Raw genomic sequence first — 21,293 nt, forward strand, 5'->3', positions numbered from 1 at the left:
CCTGTCCATTATTTTAAAGCGGTAAGTCTAATGGTGATTTACCGCTTTTTAAAAATTTAATAATATGAAGATAAATTTAATATTGGTGTACCTGGTTTTTCTTTTTACCAATAGTTCATGCCATAAAGAAATCAAATCTGATAAAGGCGGAATTGATGTTATTTCAAACGTTTATTTTGATGCATCCAAGGGACTCAATAAGATGCAGAGTTTTCATGTATCAAGAATAAATTATTCTCATGATCAGCTGATAGAGCTGGTTCCGGATCTTTCCTTTCCTGAGATTAATAAGCAGTGCTATTACATGAAGGATTCTTTATGCTATCCAATAGATTTGTCCGAGCGTAATATTATCCTTTCGGATATTTCTACGAGGCAGCAACCTTTACTAGTTTGGGAAAAGAAAGAGGGAGCTGTGTTTTCAAAAGAATGGATTTCCAACTACAGGAACAGAAAAAACCTTTCTGATACCGTTTTATTTCATAAAAAATATAAACGTTTTGAGATTAATTCTCCGTGGACTTATACGAGATTCTATATCTATCCCACAGATACTATTTTACCTTATTCACTGTATAAGCATGCAGAAAAGGATTATAAAGGGAGGTTAGAGCGTATAGATTCTTACAGTAAAAAGGATGATCTGTTTGTGACCTTACAGTTACTACCCAGAAAGAACTGGGACGATGTTGCCAAAGATATTTTTGAATTTAATCATTTTGTAAAAATCCGGAAAAGTGAGTGAAAATCAGCTAGTATATAAAGAAGATGAGATTTCAGTAATAGAAGGGAGTAAGAATGAAATGGTTGTTTTTAGCAGCAGCAAGGACAGACTTTCATTTTTAGAGCTTCTGAAATTAAATAATCAGATTAACAACAGAACACTTGTTGCGATTCATTCTGGTATAAATACCAAAAAGCTTATTAACAGGTATCAGAATTATGAGGGCAAAATATTTCTTTGTCTTAATGGAGACCGTGAGGGAAATATTATAACACTCAAAATCCTTAGAGAGCTGAATGATAAAAATATCAAGGATATCCGTCCACTATATGGCATATCAGAAACCGGGAATGAAAATCTCAGTGAATATTTAGAAAACAAAGTAGGTCTTCAAAATAAAAATATTACTTTAGTCGAACCAAAAACCTCAGAAGATGCAAACGATAATATTAAACGAAACGGAATTTCCAACGCTCAGCACGTGGGAACCGAATTTTCTGAACGAGATTCTGGAAAATCTCTCCAAAGAAGCCAATCCGAGCAAAACGGAAATAACCAAGGAGGACAAGATATGGGCAGCAACCATGCTGGAAATGGACTTGCAGGCACAAGGCGGAGCGATCTGGGAAACAGAGAAAGAGGAAGATCCAATGGTGGAGCACAATCGCAGCATGATGAAGAAAATGAAGGAAGAAAATATTCCGTGGGCGGAATCATATCCGGGAGAACTTTATCCGACAGATCAGGATCAGAATTAAATACATCCCATAAAAATAATGAGGATGTAGAGATTCTTATTTCAAAATATAAAGGGCAGAAAGTTAATAATGAGCAAGTTGCAGAAATTGTTTCTGCAACTTGCTTTGTTTCAAGGGACAGCAAAATCATTCTAAAAGAAAATCTTAATCTTACAAATGATCTGAAAGATTTCTGTGGACAGTTCAAAAGTGGCGGTACAGCAAAAGAGGGTAGGGGGATATTAGATGAATACTACACCGATTCAAAGATTGTAGATGCTATCCGCAATTTAATCAAAGATCAGTTTAAAAACCGACAGGAAATTTTGGTATTAGAGCCTAGTGTAGGAACAGGAAACTTTCTCTATGCTGCAAAAGAGCTGGGAGTAAAGACAAATGTTACAGCCTTTGAAATCAACGAAACTACAGCAAAAATTGCAAAAGTTTTTCATCCTGAAGCTGATATTCATCTCCGTTCCTTTGAAACCGAATTTATTGATGAAAAGGGTAATAAAAAGGAATTCTCTGAAAAATATGATTTGGTTATTGGTAATCCACCCTACGGGGAACATCGGGGACTTTACAAAGGCTTGGGGGAAGAACCCAAAATCTCAAAATATGAGGATTACTTTGTCAAACGCTCTTTAGATTCTTTAAAAGCAGATGGCATTTTGGCAATGGTACTCCCATCGGGTTGGCTAAACAGGCAAAGCCAGTTAAAAAATGCTCAATTAATAGAAGGCTTTCGTTTACCTAGTGGAGTTTTTGCCGGAACTGGTATTGGTACGGATATTATTATTCTAAAAAAGGATTCGCAGAAAATTTCCAGAGATATTTCCGATTATTTTGAAATTAATCCTGAAAAAATTCTAGGCGAAACCCGTGAAAAAACCAATCGTTTTGGGCGAAAAGAAAACTATGTTCATGGAAATTTAGAGGATGCTTTATTAAAAATAGAACGGCAAAGGGGCAAAAAGGAAGTTGAAAGAATCGGGAATCTTTTTGAAGATTTATTTCTGGAAGCTGAAGAACCTAAGATCATCTTAAAAAATAAGGATTCGGTGGCTCAAACGGAAAAAATTATAGCTAGTGAACCTGCTGCTGTAGATCTTACTGAAGTACAAGAAAAGGTTGAACAGGTACTTTCAGTACTTGGTGCTATAAAATTCAAATCTCCAGCTGTCGTAAAGGAGATTGATAAGTACGCGAAAATTCAATCTCAAATTGCGAGTGAACCAAAGAAATTTGATCAAAACCGAACTAATGAAATTCTTCAAAAATCGGATAAGATTCTTCAGTCCCAAAATGAAAAGAATACTGAATATAGAATTCAGACTAAACCAGAGATTAAAAAAGGAATTTTAAAATATCAATTTTTTAAATGTGATGATATTGTAAATACATCGCTTCAAAATAGCTTGGAGCTTTCTAATGCAGAGATTGAGGCTTTTAGAGATACAAATTATGAAGGAGTTTTAAATAAGAATGGTAAGCACAAGGAATACGCTAATTTTATTGATGGAAAATGGGTGCATGATTTTTATTATGTTGAAGGTAATATTTATAAAAAATTAGAGCAATTAGAAATTGATTTTAAAGCTTCTTTTTCGGAAGGATATTCTGAAGCTCAATATTCAAAACAAAAGGCACTCTTAGAAAGTGTTTTGCCTAAGCCAAAGTTATTGGATGAGATTTTTATTAGTCCCAATCACGAATTTATACATCAATTTGGGTTAGGTTATGTAGAGAAAGACCAGTGGAATTCCAGTACAAGACAAACAGAAAAGGCTATGGTATCATACAATCTTGCTGAAAAGTTTACAGATTTTGTTGGAACATTATCCAGTGATGCTTTTGCTGGTTCCTCAGCATGGGAAGTAAGAAGTTTTGTAGATAATGAAACTGTTACGGGAAGTGATAGAGAAAGAAATGCTCTTGTCCGAGAAAGGAGGAAGGCAGCAGCCAATGATTTATTTTATAAATTTTTAAGGCAAGAATTATCAGATGAGCTAAAGGAACGCTTTGTAAAAGACTTCAACCGAAATTATAATAATATCCATGTTCCGGATTATTCAAAATTTCCATTATTTTCTAAGATTCATCGTAATTTTAAAGGAAAGGAGTTAAGATTAACCGAGGTTCAAAAAGCAGGAATCGGAAGACAGACCACAAAAGGTGTTGGATTATTGGCGCATGAGGTTGGATTTGGGAAGACTTTATCCGGAATTCTCTCCATGCATGAAGCAATGGAACGTGGAAACGCAAAAAGGCCTTTAATTGTTGTTCCTAACGATAGTATTCTGAAGCAATGGGTGGAAACTATTTTTGAAACGATTCCAAATGCCAAAGTGAATGTATTAGGAAATCTTGGTAAAGATTATGATCTATCAAAATTTGATAACATAGACGGAGAGATTACCATAGTTACTTATGAAGGTTTTAATAATATCGGATTTTCCGAAAATATTACCCAGGAGTTAGCTTCCAAATTTTCTTATATATCAGAAAGTGAACTGAAAAGTGTAAACTCTATCAGCGAAAGGGATCAGCAAATTGAATTACAGAAAGAGATGGAAATCGAAGGAAAGATGAAGCGAGGTAAAATCTATGATTGGGAAGATTTTGGATTTGATCATCTTACTTATGATGAAGTACATAATGCCAATCATATTGTAGGAAAGGTTAGAATTGAAGACCGTGGGTTTGCTTCAGATTTTAGAAGCCAAAACCAGCAGACTTCCAAACTGGGAATCAATACCTGGATGAGTGCACAGTATATTCAGGATAAAAATAATGGGAGAAATATAACCCTATTATCCGCTACACCTTTTACCAATAAGCCTTTGGAGTATTATTCGATTCTATCTCTGATTGCTAATAAACGTTTGGAAGAGTCTGGCTACTTCAATGTCAATACATTTTTTGAAACCTTTATGGAGGCTGATAACGATATGGAAATCGATGCCAAAGGTGATGTGAAATTTAAGGCTAATGTCCGAAGGTTTAAGAATAATTCTCTTTTCCAACAATTGCTTTCTGAATTCATTGATATTAAAGGAGAAGAGGATAATTCTGAATTGAAGAGACCCAATAAAATCAACAAAGAATATAAAATTGAACAAAATGATCTGACAAAAGAGCAATATGATTTACTTAATGAAAGTTTTAGTGAAACGCAGAAAGGAGCAATTCTAACCCATATTCTTAATGCCAGATTGATTGCCATATCACCATATTTGTCGATTTATTATGATGGGGAAGTACCTTCTATACAGGAATTCATAGAAAATTCTCCAAAGTTAAAACAGACTATGGAGCTGATTCGACAGAATAAAAAAGACATTCCGGACTTAGGGCAAATTATTTATTCTGAATTGGCAGTTGCAGAGTTTCCAAAGCTGAAAGAATATCTTGTTAATGAAATTGGCTATAAACCGGAAGAAATTGGAATTATCACCGGAGCCACGAGTAAGCCTAATAGGCTAAAGATTCAAGATGAATTCAACTCCGGGAAAATAAAAGTAATCATTGGAAGTGAAGCCATTCAAGAGGGAATGAATCTTCAGGAAAATACAACTGATGTATATCTCTTGTCTTTACCTTATAATTTTACTGCTTTACGACAAGTTGAAGGGCGGGCATGGAGGCAAGGAAATAAAAACGAAAATGTGAGAATCAATTTTATGCTGACAAATGATAGTATTGATGTTTTTATGCTTCAGAAACTGCAATCCAAACAAGCCCGTTATCTGGAAGCAATGAAGAAAGGAGCTGATGTCCTGGATATTTCCGATATAAGTACGCAGGAATTAAAAACTGCTATTATTACCAATCCGGAAACAAGGGCTAATATTGAGATTGAGCTTATGAAAAAGCGAATTGAAAATGAAAAAGATAGGTTCAATGCTGATAGAGCCTTTGTATTAAGAAAATATGAGGATTTTATCAAAGTTCAAGAAGAGGTGACCAAAGCAGAACATAATTATAATAGAATTTTAGGATACTCTAAAGAAGAAAAAGATGGAGAGTATTGGAAAAATCAACTTTCCTCTTATCAGAAAACAATTGATCTTACAAAATTAGAAGTTCAGAAAACAATCCAAAATTTAGCTGAAAAAGGAGTGAATGTTACAGAAATTGAGAATCAGTCAAAAACTACAGAAGAAAAAATTACTGAGTTGGATAAGAGATTGGAAGAACTTCCTGAAATAAAAGACAAATTAGTAGAGCAATATCAAAAAGAAAAAGAAGAAAGTTTAAAAAGGAACAAAAACGTGGATTTGATTAAGGAGAGATCTGTTGAAAATAGGATTTTATATAAAAATTCAGTAAAATCTATTGATAATGCGGAATTCAAAAATAAAGTAAATATAATATCGGATCAGGAAAAAAATATCAGTGTAGATAATGTAGTGGCAGTAATGAGAAGAAGATAATTGGTATTTCTTATTTTTAATGAACAACTCCTATTGATAATTAGAATATAAAAACACTCATGAAATTTATTTAAAGCGTTTTTGTGTATTTGTTATTTAATTATAATATTATCAAACTACGCAAAAAGAATGCGCAATAAGTTGTTTATTTTGTATTATGAAAATAGGAACCTAACCAATTAATGCTTAAAAAATACTCAAATATGGATATAAATTTGCAGGAAATCTATTCAACAATCTACAAGAACGCAGTTCTATTTTTAAAACGTGGAATTAAAGAAATTATACAGAATGATAAAGAAGTTTTTGATCCGGAAATAGCAATTATATCCTGTCTTTATATCCAGACATCAATAGAATTATCGCTAAAGGCTTACTTAATAAAAGAAGTTGACATTAATGCTATTTTAAAAAATAACATGGCTTTTTCTAGCGAAACCCTTTTGGAAAAGTTTAAACAAAATCATTTAAAGACTAAGACATATGAAGAGCTAAAGAATATTTTTAAAGACAATAGCGATTTGGTCTTTTTTACGGATCTCCATTTTGATCACCTTACTAAATTTCAATTGTATAGAAATAAACTCATACATTTAAATTTATTTTTGTCCGAAGACGAAATCATTAATCTCAAAAAAGAATTAATTTTTGCTGTAACGCATTTACTGATGCCTTTACTGACAGATATCAGTTTTGAATTTGAAAGCCCCTCAGAATTTTATGAGGAGCATTTGGATAGAAAAGATTTTAACGAGTTGATATCATTTCAACCTTATGTTGATGAAATGCGTAGAATGGCAGTCGAATATTCCGGTTTAGCATACGAATGCATAAATTGTTGTAAAAAGACATTTTCTCCAAATAATGAAATATGTTATTGTTGTAATTTAAATCTAGAATACGCAGCAGGTTATATTGACTGCGAAGATTGTGAAGCTAAAAAAGCAATCGTTTACGATACATTAAATATTCATGAAGAAGGTAATGAACATAGTATAATGGGAGTCTGCATGAACTGTGGTGACAAGATGAACGTCTACGAATGTCCCGACTGTGAAATTAGATTTACCTTTTATGGTCAGCCAGATTTTGAAGAGAAAATTTGTAAATGTTAAAATATTAATATGGATAAAGCTAAAAAAATTGAAAAGTGGAAATATAAGAATAGTGTTTTGAATTCCTTTAAAAACGATGATAAGGAATTTGAGAAGTTATCAGAAATTATTGACGCTGCTAATAAAACAGATCTTAAAGAGATTTTTAGTAATGGCCTGGAATCTAGATATGAGCAGTATAAAAAGTATTTGTATGTAGATAATTTGTTTTTGTTCAGGGATCTGGAACAGCATATTAAGGATTCAGTCTATTGCTTGATTATTAATGCTTATATCCCTAGTATTACTAATACAAATCTACTTCTTGAAAGAGCATTAAAGCTTACTTTAATACAATTTGAGGTTGGTACTGTTGCAGATTATGGTGATGAAGAAATAATAAAAAAATATATTCAGGCTGATAAGATGTACGCTGGGAGAAGTATGGACAAAAATATTCAGAGATGTAAAAAATACAAAATACTTAGTGAAGAGGAAGCAAATGAATTAAATAAATATAAGCTAAAATTCAGAGATGGATTTTCCCATTTTACGCCAGCGAATATATTAGGCGGAGAAGAGAAACTGATAAGTATTCCTTTAGGACAAAATGACCCTGATTTTGAAAGAAAGTTAAAAATGCCTTCATATCAATCAATGCAAGTGATACATTTTGCAACAATGAATGCTGAAAAACATCTCGCTTATGTTCTTGATATCCTGAATCATTTACAATACAAAGTTTTAGAACAATTTAGTAAGAAATAGGAATTTTATAGCTTTTTAACTGTACTGTAATTTAATTAATCTTTATAAAACAAGACATTATTTAACATTTATTTTAAATAATTTTTTGAAACTGTAGTAATGATAACAATTGAGAATTTAACAAATGTGGTAAGTGGCTCACTGAAGATAATCCATATTTTGAATAAGAGTTGTAAAAAAGTAAATGTCAAAGATGTTTACCTTCTTAATGAAGATACCCTTTGCTGCGACTTTTATGCTGTTGCAAGAAATTCATATGATATAAAATTGGAAATGACCGCAATTATGGGGTGCTTTAATGGTATCTTCAGAAACAATCAATATGATAATGTTGATTTGAAAAATTATGCAGTCCGAGCCTTTGATGAAGACGATAATGAAATTTTATATGCTTTATCGACTAAAGCTACAGCAGAATTTATTGGAACCGGAAGATCCATTGAATGGCTTACATCAACTTTTTTTCAGGAAAATACAGAAGACTATCGCCTTGCTCAAGCTAAGCAGATAATTTCTGAAATTGAGAATGGATTGAGAGAAATTGTAAAATTAAAGTTCAAAGATAAATTTGGTGATGAGTGGTGGGATAATGAAATTGATAATAAAATAAAAAGGGATGTTAAGAAAATCTATTTTAACAATTTTGGAGTAGATTGTAATGAGGGTAATATTTTGATTGCTTATACTTTTACATTACAAGTGAAAGAAATTATCTTATCTAACTTTAATCTATTCGCAAATTATTTCCAAAGCCCTGCACAATTTGAAAGTTCGATGGATACTTTAAATAAATTAAGAAGGGAAGAAGCTCATAATAGACCCATTTCACATCTAGATTTGGAAAATTTAAAACATCTTCACCAAGATTTACTGTCTGTTGTTCTGCTTGATCTAAAATCATTTCAATCTGTTTTTTTAACTGAGAACTGGAGAAGTAAAATAAAAAAAATAATGAAAGAGTGGAAGTATAAACCTGTATATCATAATAAGGATATTGATGCCGAATTTGATGAGGTACAAAAGCTTTTTAAGATTAAAGATAATCTATCTTATCTCATCTCAAATTTGGATGATACAATTATTAAATTAGAATCAATAACGGTACCTATTCATAAGAAAAGTATTCATTTAGAATTATTGAACTGTTTTGAAGATTATAAGGATCTCCAAAAATCTTTATTTAATGAAACTTTAACCTTAGATAATGAAAGAATAGATTTTGTGAAAAATCAAATAAAAGCGCAAGAATCTAAGATGGATGTGTTCGCAGAAAAGTTTCTGCTAAATGAAAACTAGAAATGAACAATATTTAAATAGGAATTAAAAATAAACACGCTTATCTCTGAGAAAAATTATAACCAAGGCGTAAATTAAAATTACCATAGAGAAAATAGAAGATTATAGAAGTATATTGTAGAAAATTAATTACCATGAAAAAAAGCGTTAGAGGTAAAAACCATATAGGTATCCAGCCGATAAGAGTACTAAAACACAATTTAACTACACGTTTACTTGAGAGAAATGAGGAATTTATAAAGTTATTACAAATAAGCTCAAAGCTAAGTGATAGTATTAGTTATGTAGGTAAAGAATTACCTCTCAGGAACAAACAAACACCCCGTGTTGATAAAGATGGAATGATATATATTCACGAAACATATCTGTCTTACCTTTGGATGATCAGCTTTTCGATGTTTGTTCTTTATGAGGAGGGAATCGTAATTCCTGATCAAGTTAAAAGAGGTATTCCTACTCACAAAAATCAAAATATAGAATTAATAAAACTTACGGAAGAATTATTTGATTATGCCAAATCATTAGTGAGAGTTTATTCAAAGTGGGATACAGAATATTTTCCTAATCCTGAGATTTTTGATGAAAAGACGGATGAAGGTTTTTATATTCCTAGAGCTAATGATCTGTATGTAGAAGCAATTAACTTTATTCTATTCCACGAAATAGCACACGCAGAATTAGAACATATAAAAAAAAGAGTTGAAAATAATCTGGAAGGAGAAAGTGTCAAAACATTAGAAATTGAAGCAGATTCGCGAGCAATATCTTTACTCTTGGGAAATTGCAGAGAGCCACTTGTAAGTCATTTAGCGATAGTTGTAGGTTTGGCCTCGATGCTTTTTGTTAGCCAAGATCTATCGGGCGGAAATGATCATCCAGATGTTGATGTTAGAATTGAAAATGCTTTAGATTTAATTAACCCATCCGAAGATAGTTCTGTATGGGCATTTTTGGTGTTATTTTTAAAATTGTGGGACAAACAGTTTTCTCACAACTTTGTTACAGATACACATTATCGTAATTTTAAAGAGTTATACTATGAGCTTTTAGAACAAGCTAAACAGGTAAGTAAAAAGCCATAAACTGGTTCATAAATTAGTGATTCAAAATTATTAAAGTAATATTTATATGAGTACCAAAATTCAATGGCTTATTCCCTGCTATTTCGATGCAGATGATAGTTCTGATGAGGAAATAATTCTTGATATTACCGACAATGTAAAGCATATTCTTACATTAAATATTTCAGAAAAAAAAATAGAATATGGGTTTAACTATGGTCTGAAAACTTTTGTTTCTGATGAGGTTGAAAAAGTTTTGATTAAAATTCTGCCAAAATTTAGGAGTGGTTTTGTTGAAACAAATCGTGTCCAAAATTATGTTTTTAATAATCTAGGAATGATTTATTCATATTTTAATGTTGATAATAATTATAAGAACTGGCATTATTCAACAGGAATAGCCATAATAGAAACTCAATTAACCCGAAAAACAATAATACCTTCCAGAGATCAAATTAAAAATCTGAATTCAATTCCTTATGATTTTATTCAGAGTTATAATCAATATAAGGCACTACAGAAAGAGATTTCATTTCTATTTTTATCTGCATTGCACTTAACTTTCCCAACAACTTCCGTGATGGGATTGAATAACGTTTTTAATGGTGGGATTATTCACTTCAAGTCAAAGAAGAGAAACTTTTACGAAGATCTGAAAACAGATGTTTTCATGCATCATGTCTTAATTACTAAATCACGAATAATAAATCTGAAAGACAATTTATCAGGAATTGCTAAAGTATGGGATTGTAATTTATGGTCTTTAAAAAGATATTTAATAAGTGTTGAATCTCATGTTGAGGATATGGATAAGCTCCTGGATTTGGTTTATGCAATGGAGGGATTATTTGAAAAAAATGCATCATCTGATTTTATGAAATTGTTTTGTATAATTCATTTGACACAAAATAAGAACGATGCTAAAAAAATGAAAGGAATTTTAGATGCTGTTTTTAAAATTAGGAATGAAATAGCGCATGGAGGATCTTACTACAGAGGATATGAATATATAAAACTTAATGGGAAAGACGTGCTTTCACAAGATATTTACTGGGAGATGAAAGTGATTGTTTCTCAATTAATCATATTGGGGATTAATAAGATATTGAACAATAAGGAGGTTAGAAATCTTAATTTCAAAATTGATGATTTGTATGACAAGATTTATACATAATTACAGAAACTATATTCTTAAAAAAGCAAAAAAAAATAAATTTAGAAATCAGTGTAATTTATTTTATGACTTCTAATCATAAGCAAGTCTATTTTTATAATTTTATACTTACTAATAACTATAAAACTTAAAAATGCCAGGATACAATATTGAAGGTAAAAGGATTGTTATTTCAGATGATAAATACAAGGATATTTACTGGCCTGAACTCTCTGAGCTTTTAGAAGAGAAATTTTTTCAAACAGAAGTTGAAATTACTGACCCTAAAACAGTAGGTGAAATTCTTAAATTCAGCTTTACATTTTTCTGTAAAAAACTGGAAGACAAGATTCAAAGTGAAAAAAGATTTTCATTTTACTTATTTTGTCATAATCTACATGAAGATTCAATTGAGCTGCATCAAAAACAAATTGAAGGGTATCGGCTAAGTATTAATGAAGAAAAATTTGCGGGATCACGCCGAATTTTAAAGATTATACTTGAACAGTCTACAAAATATAACCTTAAAGGTGCTCCTATTTTTTTTAATGAAATGCAGGATAATATGTTAGATTATTGCACGTTTCTTGAAGAATTAATTTATATTGGTGAGTGGGCATTTATTTCCAGCGAATATTTAGCAAGAGTTCAATTATTTCCAAAAGCAATAGGTGTTAAATATGAAAGGAAAGAAAAAGAAATTGCTTTTCTAACCTATCAGCCTTACCCATTATTCTTTTCGTATATTTTCAATGATTTAAACAATCATAATTCAGAAGTTGCTCTCTCGGATTGCCTTCATGATTTTAAACATTTAGTTGAAGATAAATATTCTATTAAATATGATAATCTATGTTACTTTGTTGCAGAAAATTTACAAAAACCTGAGAACCGATTAGGTGTTACACATTTTCCTGAAATTGTTAAAAGGATTAAGGCTAATACTGCTGTTGATCATACATTTCTTGATAGTTTCTATGAAGGTTTGACCATTAAAAAGCAAAATGCTTTAAGTATAGAAGAGTGCTTTTATAAAAACCAAGATATATATAGACATATGTATCGACCTATTTTAGAATATACCATTGATGATAAACAATACCATATTATTGGTGTTAACAAATGGATGGAAAGTATTTCACAGCTATCAACAAATTGCTTTCCATTTGGAATTTTTCCTCCAGAATGGAAGGTTAATAATGATTTAAAGAAATTTATTGAAAAAGTTGATAATACGCACGATAAAGTTCTTCAAAACCCTATATCTGAAATAATCAGATCGAAAAAGTTTCCGTTTGAAATTGATATTAAGAGCTTTCAGACTCATAAGAAGCAATTTATTAATATTGATAGTACAATTGGTGATATTGATATTCTTTTTCTCGATTTAAATAACAAAAAAATATATGTTTCAGAATGTAAACATAATCGATCCCGATTTGATTATAATAACTGGAAAAGAGACTACAGTAATTTTAAAGATAAATACGAAAACCAGTTGAAAAGAAAAACGGACTGGGTAAAGGATAATATTGTTGTTATTCAAAACCATTTTAAATTAAGAGTCACTGATCCAATTGAAGTGGATTTAAATGATTTTGAAGTTGTAGGCATTTTTATTATTAATGCCCCAACTTTGTATATGTACAATAGCCAAAGCAAGTGTTATACTATTCACGATTTTTGTAGACTTCTTAATAATGAAAATCCTTATCCAGATTTTGTTGTAACATCAGAATGTACAGGTACTGTAAACACAATAAAACATCCTTATTTTGACGATATTGAAAAACAAATTTAAGAATGTCTATTAATGGTGAGCATGATACGTAGTTAAAATTTAAAAAATAATGTGATAAGACTTTACTTAAGTTAACTTAGTTAGTCAACACTTAATCTGACAGTTATAATCAAATTAAATAACTTTGAAAAACAGATTAAGTGTTGACTAATTAAACTAAACATAGGTTCGATTTCTCCTTATTGGAAATCTAGGTCATATTAACTCATTGGAAAATCCATTTCGCATAGTACGAGTTGTGATTCTATTGGCTATCGAATGTTAATTTTAAATTCATGATAATCACCTCTGTTAGAAATAGATAAATCTCGTGAAACGGTAAAGGTATGAGTGTGGTCAAAATTACAAATTCCTATTCCTGGTTCTGGAACAGTTTGTTTGGAAAGTGAATCCCAAATAGGTGACGGGCGTCTAATATTGACTTTACCATTACATCCAGTAAAAATACAATTTCCTTTATATAGGATCTCGTTCGGCTTTTGCTTTATCTCTTTTATTGCTTTGATTATATATAATAGACTGAAAGAAATTAAGATAATGCATAGAAAGATCGATGAATCAAGTTTTTTATCATCTATATATGTTACATAAAGTAATGATACAATGATCATTATTGTTGAAATAAGAATAGATACATAGGATTTTAGAGGATTAAATTTTTTCTCAATAGGATAATAGGTAATATGCGGATATTTTGCAAATTTTCCTCTTCCTATTGGAAAGGGATGGTAAGTCCCGGTTAATGTGTCTCTCACATGTCTTTCATGATTCACTTTTATTGCTTGAAGTTCTTCCAAAGAGTAATACTTAGTTTCTTCATGACATGTAGGATGTAGAAGAAAATGATTTTCGTACCTGTCTTTTTCTTGCAAAGGAATGTCTCTGTAGCTAGGCAAGCTTTTATCACTTCTAGCTATTACATGTGCTTGATGTACAATATATGTCAAATTTTCCATATCAATAAATGGAATTTTGCAATAAGCACAAATACCACCTGATAGTCCCCATAGAAGTTTTAAATCTCTATTCCGAAGCCTATTTCTGTGAACTTTTTCCGTTTTATTTTTTTTCATAAATATTTAAATATATATTTGATAATAAATCATTTGAAATATACACTTTAATTGCATATTAATACTTGATGTGCAATTTCTAAATAAGGAAATACTATAGTATTTTACTGATTATTAGTAATTTTTTGTGCTAAATATTATACATTTATTTGTATCATATTTGTACCATTTTTATTTAACTAATTGATTATCATATATTGTTATGTTATATAAAGTTCGTTAACAACGATTAATAACAATCTCTAAATATTAAAAAACCGTGGTAAAACCACGGTTTTTGCTATTTGAATGAGATTGTTTTTAATTGTTATTAATCGTTTTTAATCGTTTTTAATTATCTATTTGTACCATATTTGTAACGCGTCTTAATTGGCGATAATATGCGTCTTATCATGTCTTAATTTTGTTAATTATCTGGTTTTTAGATTCTTTTTATTGGGAGTTAAAATATTGAAAATTGTAAGCAGAATAGCGCCTTTTTTTAGGTAAATACTATGACGAAGCCTATATTTAATGTAGTAACTTTTTAGTTTTCAAAAATTATGGTGATCATCTAGGTTAAGTTATTTTTATTTATGTATATTTTGCTACCTTTAGTAAGCCCTTTTTTATTAGCTTTTACTCTGTTAAGAGAAGTGATTTTAATCATTTTTCCATGTAGGGATTGATAAATTTCTTCGTCTTTTATTATTTCAAATGGGATATCTAGAGCAATTGAAATTCTTTTAGCATTTTGTGATGCATAGAGAGCAAGGTTAATAAGTTTTTTTCGTGTATAATTTCGGTAAGCTATTTTCATTCTCTTGCGTAAATTTTTGCTGTTCATTTTTATATATTTACCATACTAAAATACACACATTGTACTATTCAAACGTTCTATTTGCTAATGGAAAAGTCAAAAATTTTATTTCCGGCTCAAATTTATAGTGTTGATCCCTTGCTGGATAACATTTTACTGATTATTAGTAATAAATATTTTAAATATTTGTACTATTTTTTTTTAAAACTGGTTGAGTATCATGATTTGTTTTGTTGAAATAAAAGATTTGTGACAGAAATTATTGGCTGAGGATCTAATTTTTTATTATAAGCCAATTCATGCTTCATAGAGATTATTTTTTCAAAATGATTAAAATCCTATGGTAATAATTGAATAATTATCTTGTGCCTCTTTAAGAAATTGACTTTTTAATTCTTGTAATCCATTTCTTTTCTTAATATATTCAAGGATCTGTTCAACGGAAACCGTATTATGAACTCCATCCGAACAAATAATAAATGAGTCATCTTCTGAAAATTGAATAGATTGATATCCGATACTGGATTCAGAAGCTTTTCCAGATATAGATCTGGTTACGATGTGCTTATATCTCTCTAAAGATTTCTCTTCTTTTATACTTTCGGATTCTAAAAGGCTATTTACCAATGTATGGCTTTTGGTCTGAAACAAAACATTCTCTTTATTTATTTGGTAAATCATCACGTCGCCAACCCAAAAAACATGAACAGTATTTTCCTCTACAATGATTCCACCTATTGTAGCGCCCGATTTGATGTTATTTTTATTATTGAATTGTTTGATAGCCAAATTGGCTTTCTGAACAGCTTTTTGAATATTTTGTTCGTTGATATTCTCAACAAAATTAAGGAAGGTGAAAATGTTTTCAGTAACAATTCTTGCCGCTTCATCTCCTTTTTTATAACCTCCCATACCGTCAGCAATCAGAAAAAAAGAAGTACCAGATTCTAATCTATCCATGTAGATGAAATCTTGATTGCTTTCTCTTTTCCCTGTTCCTGTTAACTGTTTTACTTCCATTAGTTTCCTGTTGCTTTTTTTGTTGCTCCTCCGTGATTCGTAACTCTTGGTCTTGTACTTATTTTTACTGGTTTTGTTGTTATACTTTGTTCTGATGCTTTAGAAGCCCAAAGAAAACCTTCTCCTGGTTTTAAAATACTCATATCTGCAGCAGTCAAGCTATTTAACTGGGTCAAGGATTTTTGAATATGCTTTAACCATTGAGGTGAATTAAATTTATGAAGTAACACCATACTACTCAATTCGATAATTTCGTTGGGTAAACTTGGCGGATCCTGACTTGCAATCATGATGCTTACTCCTTTATGTCTCATTTCTCGAATTGCAGTAACTATATTATTTGTCAAATCTTTATTGTCCATGTATTTATGAGCTTCATCAAAAACTATAAACTTATTAAAGTGCTTACCATTAAAGGTTTTGACTCCTGAAAAGATATTAAGCATAATCACAAATAATCCTAGAGCTTCATCCTTAACAATAAACTCATCGCGTAAATCTACAATGACCAATCGCCCTGGTTTTAATACTTCTTTTAAGAAAAACATATCGTCAATATATTCTTGAGCAAAACTAAGTTTCTGCCTGGCTAAAGATTTTTGTGTATTGGAAAGTAATTCTGATACTTCCACGCTTTCCCTTAATCCATCCAACGTTATGTTTCTTCGCTGTTCTTTCATCATAAATTTCAACTGTTTGATATACGATGAGTCGTTTCCAACTGCGCCTAATAAAAACATCCAATCTTGAACATTAAGTTCTTTAGAATTAAAAGCTATTGACTCAACTTGTATAGATGGAAATTCCTCTCTACGCTCTTCAACCTTATCAGAAGGAGTTAATATTATAACATCTTCAATAGCATCTGGTTCAGCACCATATAATTCCTTTAGCTTTTCTAATTCTGTAAGATTCGTATTAGCATTAATCATCGAAGTGAATTCCGGTTCATAATCCATACTTTCACTATAATGGAATATAACGCCTGCTAAAGGAGCGGGAAGTTTATTGATATTTGAGAATTGTTTCAATACCATTTCGCTAATTGTACCGATAGTATAACTTTTTCCACCACCTTGTACACCGAATAAACTTATAGTATTGGTTTCAGACAAATCAATTGCGATTTTTTTATTGTGTATTGACGTACCGATAATGCCAAATTGGTCAGAAATACTATTCTTCCCTACAATAATATCAAATTCTGGAATGGTATGAGTTTCTGTATTATTTTCAGGTACAGATTGATGATTATTATATTCCTCTTCTTTGGATTCTTCTACTTCAGTATTTTTAAGTTGTTCGCTAACATACACTCCAACTAAACTTGTCGTTTCCTTTTCAGGTAAATCTTGAATTTCACTCGTCAAATCTTCTTCTTCTTCCTCATTATTAGATGGTTTAAGCTTTGACTTAAACTTTTGTATAAATGGTTTTAATTTGTTATTCGATTCAAAAGCAGAAACCAATTCTTTATTAAGCTCTGTATCTTCCAATCTTTTGGTATTCAGATCAGAATCTGGATCTAAGATATCGCAGATTAATTTATGTCCAAAAGTAAAAATGGTCGTCTTATCATCAAAGTTTTGCTTCTGATGCTTTTTTTCAAAAGAAAAGTCAAAAATAAATCCTAATCGTATAAATTTAAACTCAAACCCATTATTGAGAGTTTGAATAAAATCTATATAGCTATTATAAGCATTTTCAGATAAGTAATTATATCTGTACGCTCGTTCGATATAGAAACTGAATAATGATTTTAATTCCTTGTTTTTGATTTCTCGATCTAAACGATCGTTGCTTTTATAGTCGTTAGGATCAAAATGATGTTTGATGGCAGCAATCGTATTATCAATTTGCTCAATCATTCTCGTCTTTAATTCATCTCGTTCTGCTGTTCCTAAAGAACTTCTACATTTTATTTCTAAAACAGCTATTTTTATTTCTCTTTTTTCCTTGTTTATCGTAACAAACAAATTGTCTGCACGACTTTTAGAGTTTGTATTTAGGTTCTCGAAAAGATTTTGATGCAAATCTATCGGAATAAGAAATGCATTCTCCAACAACCCTTTTTTCTCCAAAACTCTTTTAGAAAAAGCGGTACCTATAGCTTCAAAAGCTTTGTTTTTTGAAGAGTTTAGTTGTAATACCAAAGAACTACTGATTGCTCTTAAATCTTCAAGAATAGTTTGGATTTTACTTCGGTTTTCAGCACTTTCGATATTTAATCCAAAAGATTCAAAATGAGGACTTAATAATCCTATTATCTCACTTGAAGGCTTAGTGGTAAGATAAGAAGAAATACCCGATACTTCTTCGCCAGGAACATAGTCTAATAGAAATGGAATTTTTCCATTTTCAGAAGGCTGATCAAAAACTTGGGGACCTAAGTTTTTATCAAATGTAATTACCCAATCCGAATATTCGTGTAAATGTGCTAATAACACTTGATCTCTGTTCGTCAAACTTAGCTGCGTAGCCGGAACAGCCTCTGTAGCATGGAAAGCTAAAGAACCTGAAGTAAAAACCTGATACGAATTGTAAAGTTTACTAATCAGATTTTCTTTTGTATTTTCAATTTTAACATAATTATTCCAAGTTATTTTTTCAGGCTCCTGAATGATTTCAACATCAGTTGCTGGGTCAATAATTAAGCTGTTCAAATAAGTAGATTTATAGAATCTGTGCGGTTTATATAAAGTGATTTTTGCTGCAAATGGATTGACCAAAAAACTAATGTGAGCATTGTAAATCTCTGAATTTTGCACAAAATCATTGATATTGTTAATAGAAAACCTCAATTTAGGAAATAATCTATTTTTAGAAGGTTGAGAAAACACTTCTGCTTCTTCACTAATATTTGTTTCAGGATTAAGTAAAGCTTTTAAAGCCAACCCGTGTTCAATCAATAATTCTTGCCCTACGAAAATTCGAATTTCAAATTTGGTATTGCAGTATTCAGGATGCTTACTTACATCTACAAATGCTTCTGAAAACACCTCAGCATCACCAACATTAAATAAATTTATGATCAGTGTATCTGTATATGGATGTTGTATTAAAAAATTCTTTAGATGTTTAATTATTAATGTTTTACTAACATCATTATGAACGATATTTCCAGAATCAATATTAAATAAATGTTTAAAATAGTGTTTTAATTGATGTGAGATAGGAACAAGCGAATCATTTGGATTGGGCGTAAATACATTAATATAAATTCCCCAGCCGAAACTTAATTCTCCAAGATATTCATAGTTTATTAATTGACTGGGATCAACTAATACCAATGGATTGTTGCTTGGAATCAATTCTCCTAAAAATAGGTTTTCCAAAGATTGCCATTCCCTGATATGGTCATTATATTGAAGTGTTTTATTAAACCATTCTTCAAATTGGTCAATAAGATTCATAAACCAAGTCAACCGAAGTGGGTGAAGTGGCGATAATAAAACCGCAGAAACAGAGCCTTCAGTTGGTAATTTTGTTTTAATTTTTACCGTATCTAAAAACTGCACTTCTGCGTAAAGAAGTTTGACATTTTCCTTGTCTTCTTCCGAAACTTCGGATTTTTCAATCTTTTTGTTAAGATTTACTAACCAATTATTGTAATGTTCTAAATAGGTTTTAATATCCTCTTTCAAATCGTAAAGATTTGTAGTTTCAAACACGCCATTTTCAGAACTATTTGAGTTTTTGATTTTCTCAAAAACAACTTTACGTGATTCTAATAATTTTTTGGGAGCTATATCTGTTAAACTACTAATCCTGTATTCAATATTTTGTAATCCCAGCGTAGTGTTGTTATTACTAATGTTTACATTCGTAAAACCAAAGTGATGACTATTATTCAAAATCTCATTTTCTATCAACCTTAGCTTTGATGACAACATAATTTGATAATTATGCTTGTTTGAATAATTGATATGAAAAACAGATGATAATTTAAGTTTATCATCATTTAGCCAGGTGTTAGATCGGTCGCTTGGAGTAGGACTATTTATAACTGTGTCTTGTCTTAAACCATCAATATTATATTTGAAAAATGCTTGAAGAACATTGTTCAACTTGTCTTTACGTATTGTTTCTTCTTTTTCGGTATTAATGTCAACTGCATAATCAAAATCCTCTGAATCGCATTTCAATTTATAATGAAGATCTCTTTTACTTTCAGGAGAAAATTCATTTTCTTCCCACTCTCGTTGTATCGAATCTTCATAAAAATCATCGTTTACGTTTAAAACATTCCCCAATTCATCTTCCGCTAATACTTTAAAAAAGTACGAACCTTCTTCAATATTATTCGCATTGAGTTCTATTTTAGCTTCTCGATAGACTTGTTTAGCATTTGTATTTTTTAATTTTCTAAGCGTGATTATTTCTTGACCTGAAAAACCATCCACAGCCATTAAAACAACCCTGAAGTATTTCAACTCTTGAATGTCTTTTGGTTCAGGTGTAGTTTTAAAACGAATGGTAACTTTGGGGCTAGAAGTCCCATCAGATAAAAGAACTTTTTTACCTTCCTCAATAGTAAAATCTGTTGATCGAATTTCAACAATTTCCAATTTTACTTCTTTAAAATTCAGACTTGGAATTTCCCATTTATCAAACCATAATTCAGGGTATTGCTCTCCAATTATCGCTACAAGTCCATCTAATGAAGTAATATTCTCTTCATCTCTGAATAGTTGGATAAAATCCTTTTGAAGTGAATCTTTTTTTATTTGAAGCTCATTCACTCGGTCATAAACAGGTCTATTAAAAGATGCCAATATATTACAACTTGTAATGTTTAGATTAAGTCTTGAACGAATCAGATTCTCATCTTCAATCAACTTAAGGTCTGGCAACAGGTTTAAATAAAACAGATTTCGCCCAATACTTTCTTTTGTAAATGATTCTTCTTCCAATGCTAAAAGATAGCTCAATAAACTTGTTCGATTAGGATTACCAATATAGTTAATCACCGTACGAACAAATGCCGACAGATCCTCTGGAAGTTCATTCTGAAGTTTGGTAACTAAAATAGGCTCTATGTGTTCCAAAGAAATTTCTTTAAACGTAGCATTGCCATAAGAATCTTCTGCAGCGGTTCTGCTATTTGAAGGAACAAGAATAAGCAACGGTCTTTTCTGCTGATTTCGCAATTCGATTAGCTTTGTTGCAGAAATATAATAAATACCTTGTTGTGTTTCATCAACAATATAAGTATCTAAGTTCTTGAAATGTGTTGTAATAACTTCCCAAAGCGAAAATAATTGCTCATTTCCCAGACCTGTAATTTTCATACAATGTCCCGGTTTAGCATTCTCGAGCTCATTTCTGTAT

General features: G+C 30.8%; 12 protein-coding genes. 8 read left to right on the plus strand and 4 right to left on the minus strand.

What is annotated here, in order from left to right; genetic code table 11:
• The first annotated feature begins 64 nt into the window (after window positions 1-64).
• The 8 genes from BAZ10_RS07735 (at window position 65) to BAZ10_RS07770 (ending at window position 13,070) form a co-directional block, all read left to right on the plus strand.
• Window positions 65-745, plus strand: coding sequence for a hypothetical protein (locus tag BAZ10_RS07735; RefSeq protein ID WP_078771573.1), 681 nt, complete (start codon window positions 65-67; stop codon window positions 743-745).
• Window positions 746-803: 58 nt separating this feature from the next.
• Window positions 804-5,897: an Eco57I restriction-modification methylase domain-containing protein gene (locus BAZ10_RS07740; RefSeq protein WP_078771843.1), complete on the plus strand. Its 5,094-nt coding sequence runs from the start codon at window positions 804-806 to the stop codon at window positions 5,895-5,897.
• Window positions 5,898-6,100: 203 nt separating this feature from the next.
• Entirely contained in the window at window positions 6,101-7,012 is a 912-nt protein-coding gene (locus tag BAZ10_RS07745; RefSeq protein WP_131828791.1) for a hypothetical protein, read from the plus strand.
• Between the two features lie 9 nt (window positions 7,013-7,021).
• Window positions 7,022-7,759 (plus strand): hypothetical protein, encoded by a 738-nt coding sequence (locus BAZ10_RS07750; protein WP_078771575.1) that lies wholly within the window; start codon window positions 7,022-7,024, stop codon window positions 7,757-7,759.
• A gap of 99 nt (window positions 7,760-7,858) precedes the next feature.
• On the plus strand, window positions 7,859-9,055 hold the full coding sequence (locus tag BAZ10_RS07755) for a hypothetical protein (RefSeq protein WP_078771576.1): 1,197 nt from the start codon (window positions 7,859-7,861) through the stop codon (window positions 9,053-9,055).
• Window positions 9,056-9,189: 134 nt separating this feature from the next.
• Entirely contained in the window at window positions 9,190-10,137 is a 948-nt protein-coding gene (locus BAZ10_RS07760) for a phage exclusion protein Lit family protein (protein WP_078771577.1), read from the plus strand.
• Between the two features lie 46 nt (window positions 10,138-10,183).
• On the plus strand, window positions 10,184-11,290 hold the full coding sequence (locus tag BAZ10_RS07765; RefSeq protein WP_078771578.1) for a hypothetical protein: 1,107 nt from the start codon (window positions 10,184-10,186) through the stop codon (window positions 11,288-11,290).
• A gap of 133 nt (window positions 11,291-11,423) precedes the next feature.
• Complete coding sequence (locus BAZ10_RS07770; protein WP_078771579.1) at window positions 11,424-13,070, plus strand: hypothetical protein; 1,647 nt, start codon at window positions 11,424-11,426, stop codon at window positions 13,068-13,070.
• Window positions 13,071-13,321: 251 nt separating this feature from the next.
• On the opposite strand, the gene BAZ10_RS07775 is transcribed toward BAZ10_RS07770, so the two are convergent.
• The 4 genes from BAZ10_RS07775 to mads8 all read right to left on the minus strand — a co-directional run bounded on the left by BAZ10_RS07775 (window position 13,322) and on the right by mads8 (window position 21,253).
• Window positions 13,322-14,143 carry an HNH endonuclease gene (locus BAZ10_RS07775; protein ID WP_078771580.1) on the minus strand — a complete coding sequence of 274 codons (822 nt, stop codon included), beginning with the start codon at window positions 14,141-14,143 and terminating at the stop codon, window positions 13,322-13,324.
• A gap of 553 nt (window positions 14,144-14,696) precedes the next feature.
• Entirely contained in the window at window positions 14,697-14,969 is a 273-nt protein-coding gene (locus tag BAZ10_RS07780; protein WP_078764321.1) for a hypothetical protein, read from the minus strand.
• A gap of 303 nt (window positions 14,970-15,272) precedes the next feature.
• Window positions 15,273-15,962 (minus strand): PP2C family protein-serine/threonine phosphatase, encoded by a 690-nt coding sequence (locus BAZ10_RS07785; RefSeq protein WP_077564201.1) that lies wholly within the window; start codon window positions 15,960-15,962, stop codon window positions 15,273-15,275.
• Entirely contained in the window at window positions 15,962-21,253 is a 5,292-nt protein-coding gene (mads8, locus tag BAZ10_RS07790; protein ID WP_221407361.1) for a methylation-associated defense system ATP-binding protein MAD8, read from the minus strand. The genes BAZ10_RS07785 and mads8 overlap by 1 nt, the downstream gene beginning before the upstream one ends.
• Window positions 21,254-21,293 lie beyond the last annotated feature (40 nt).

Origin of the sequence: Elizabethkingia occulta, from assembly GCF_002023715.1 — a bacterium.
In the GTDB taxonomy this organism is placed as follows: Bacteria; Bacteroidota; Bacteroidia; order Flavobacteriales; family Weeksellaceae; genus Elizabethkingia; species Elizabethkingia occulta.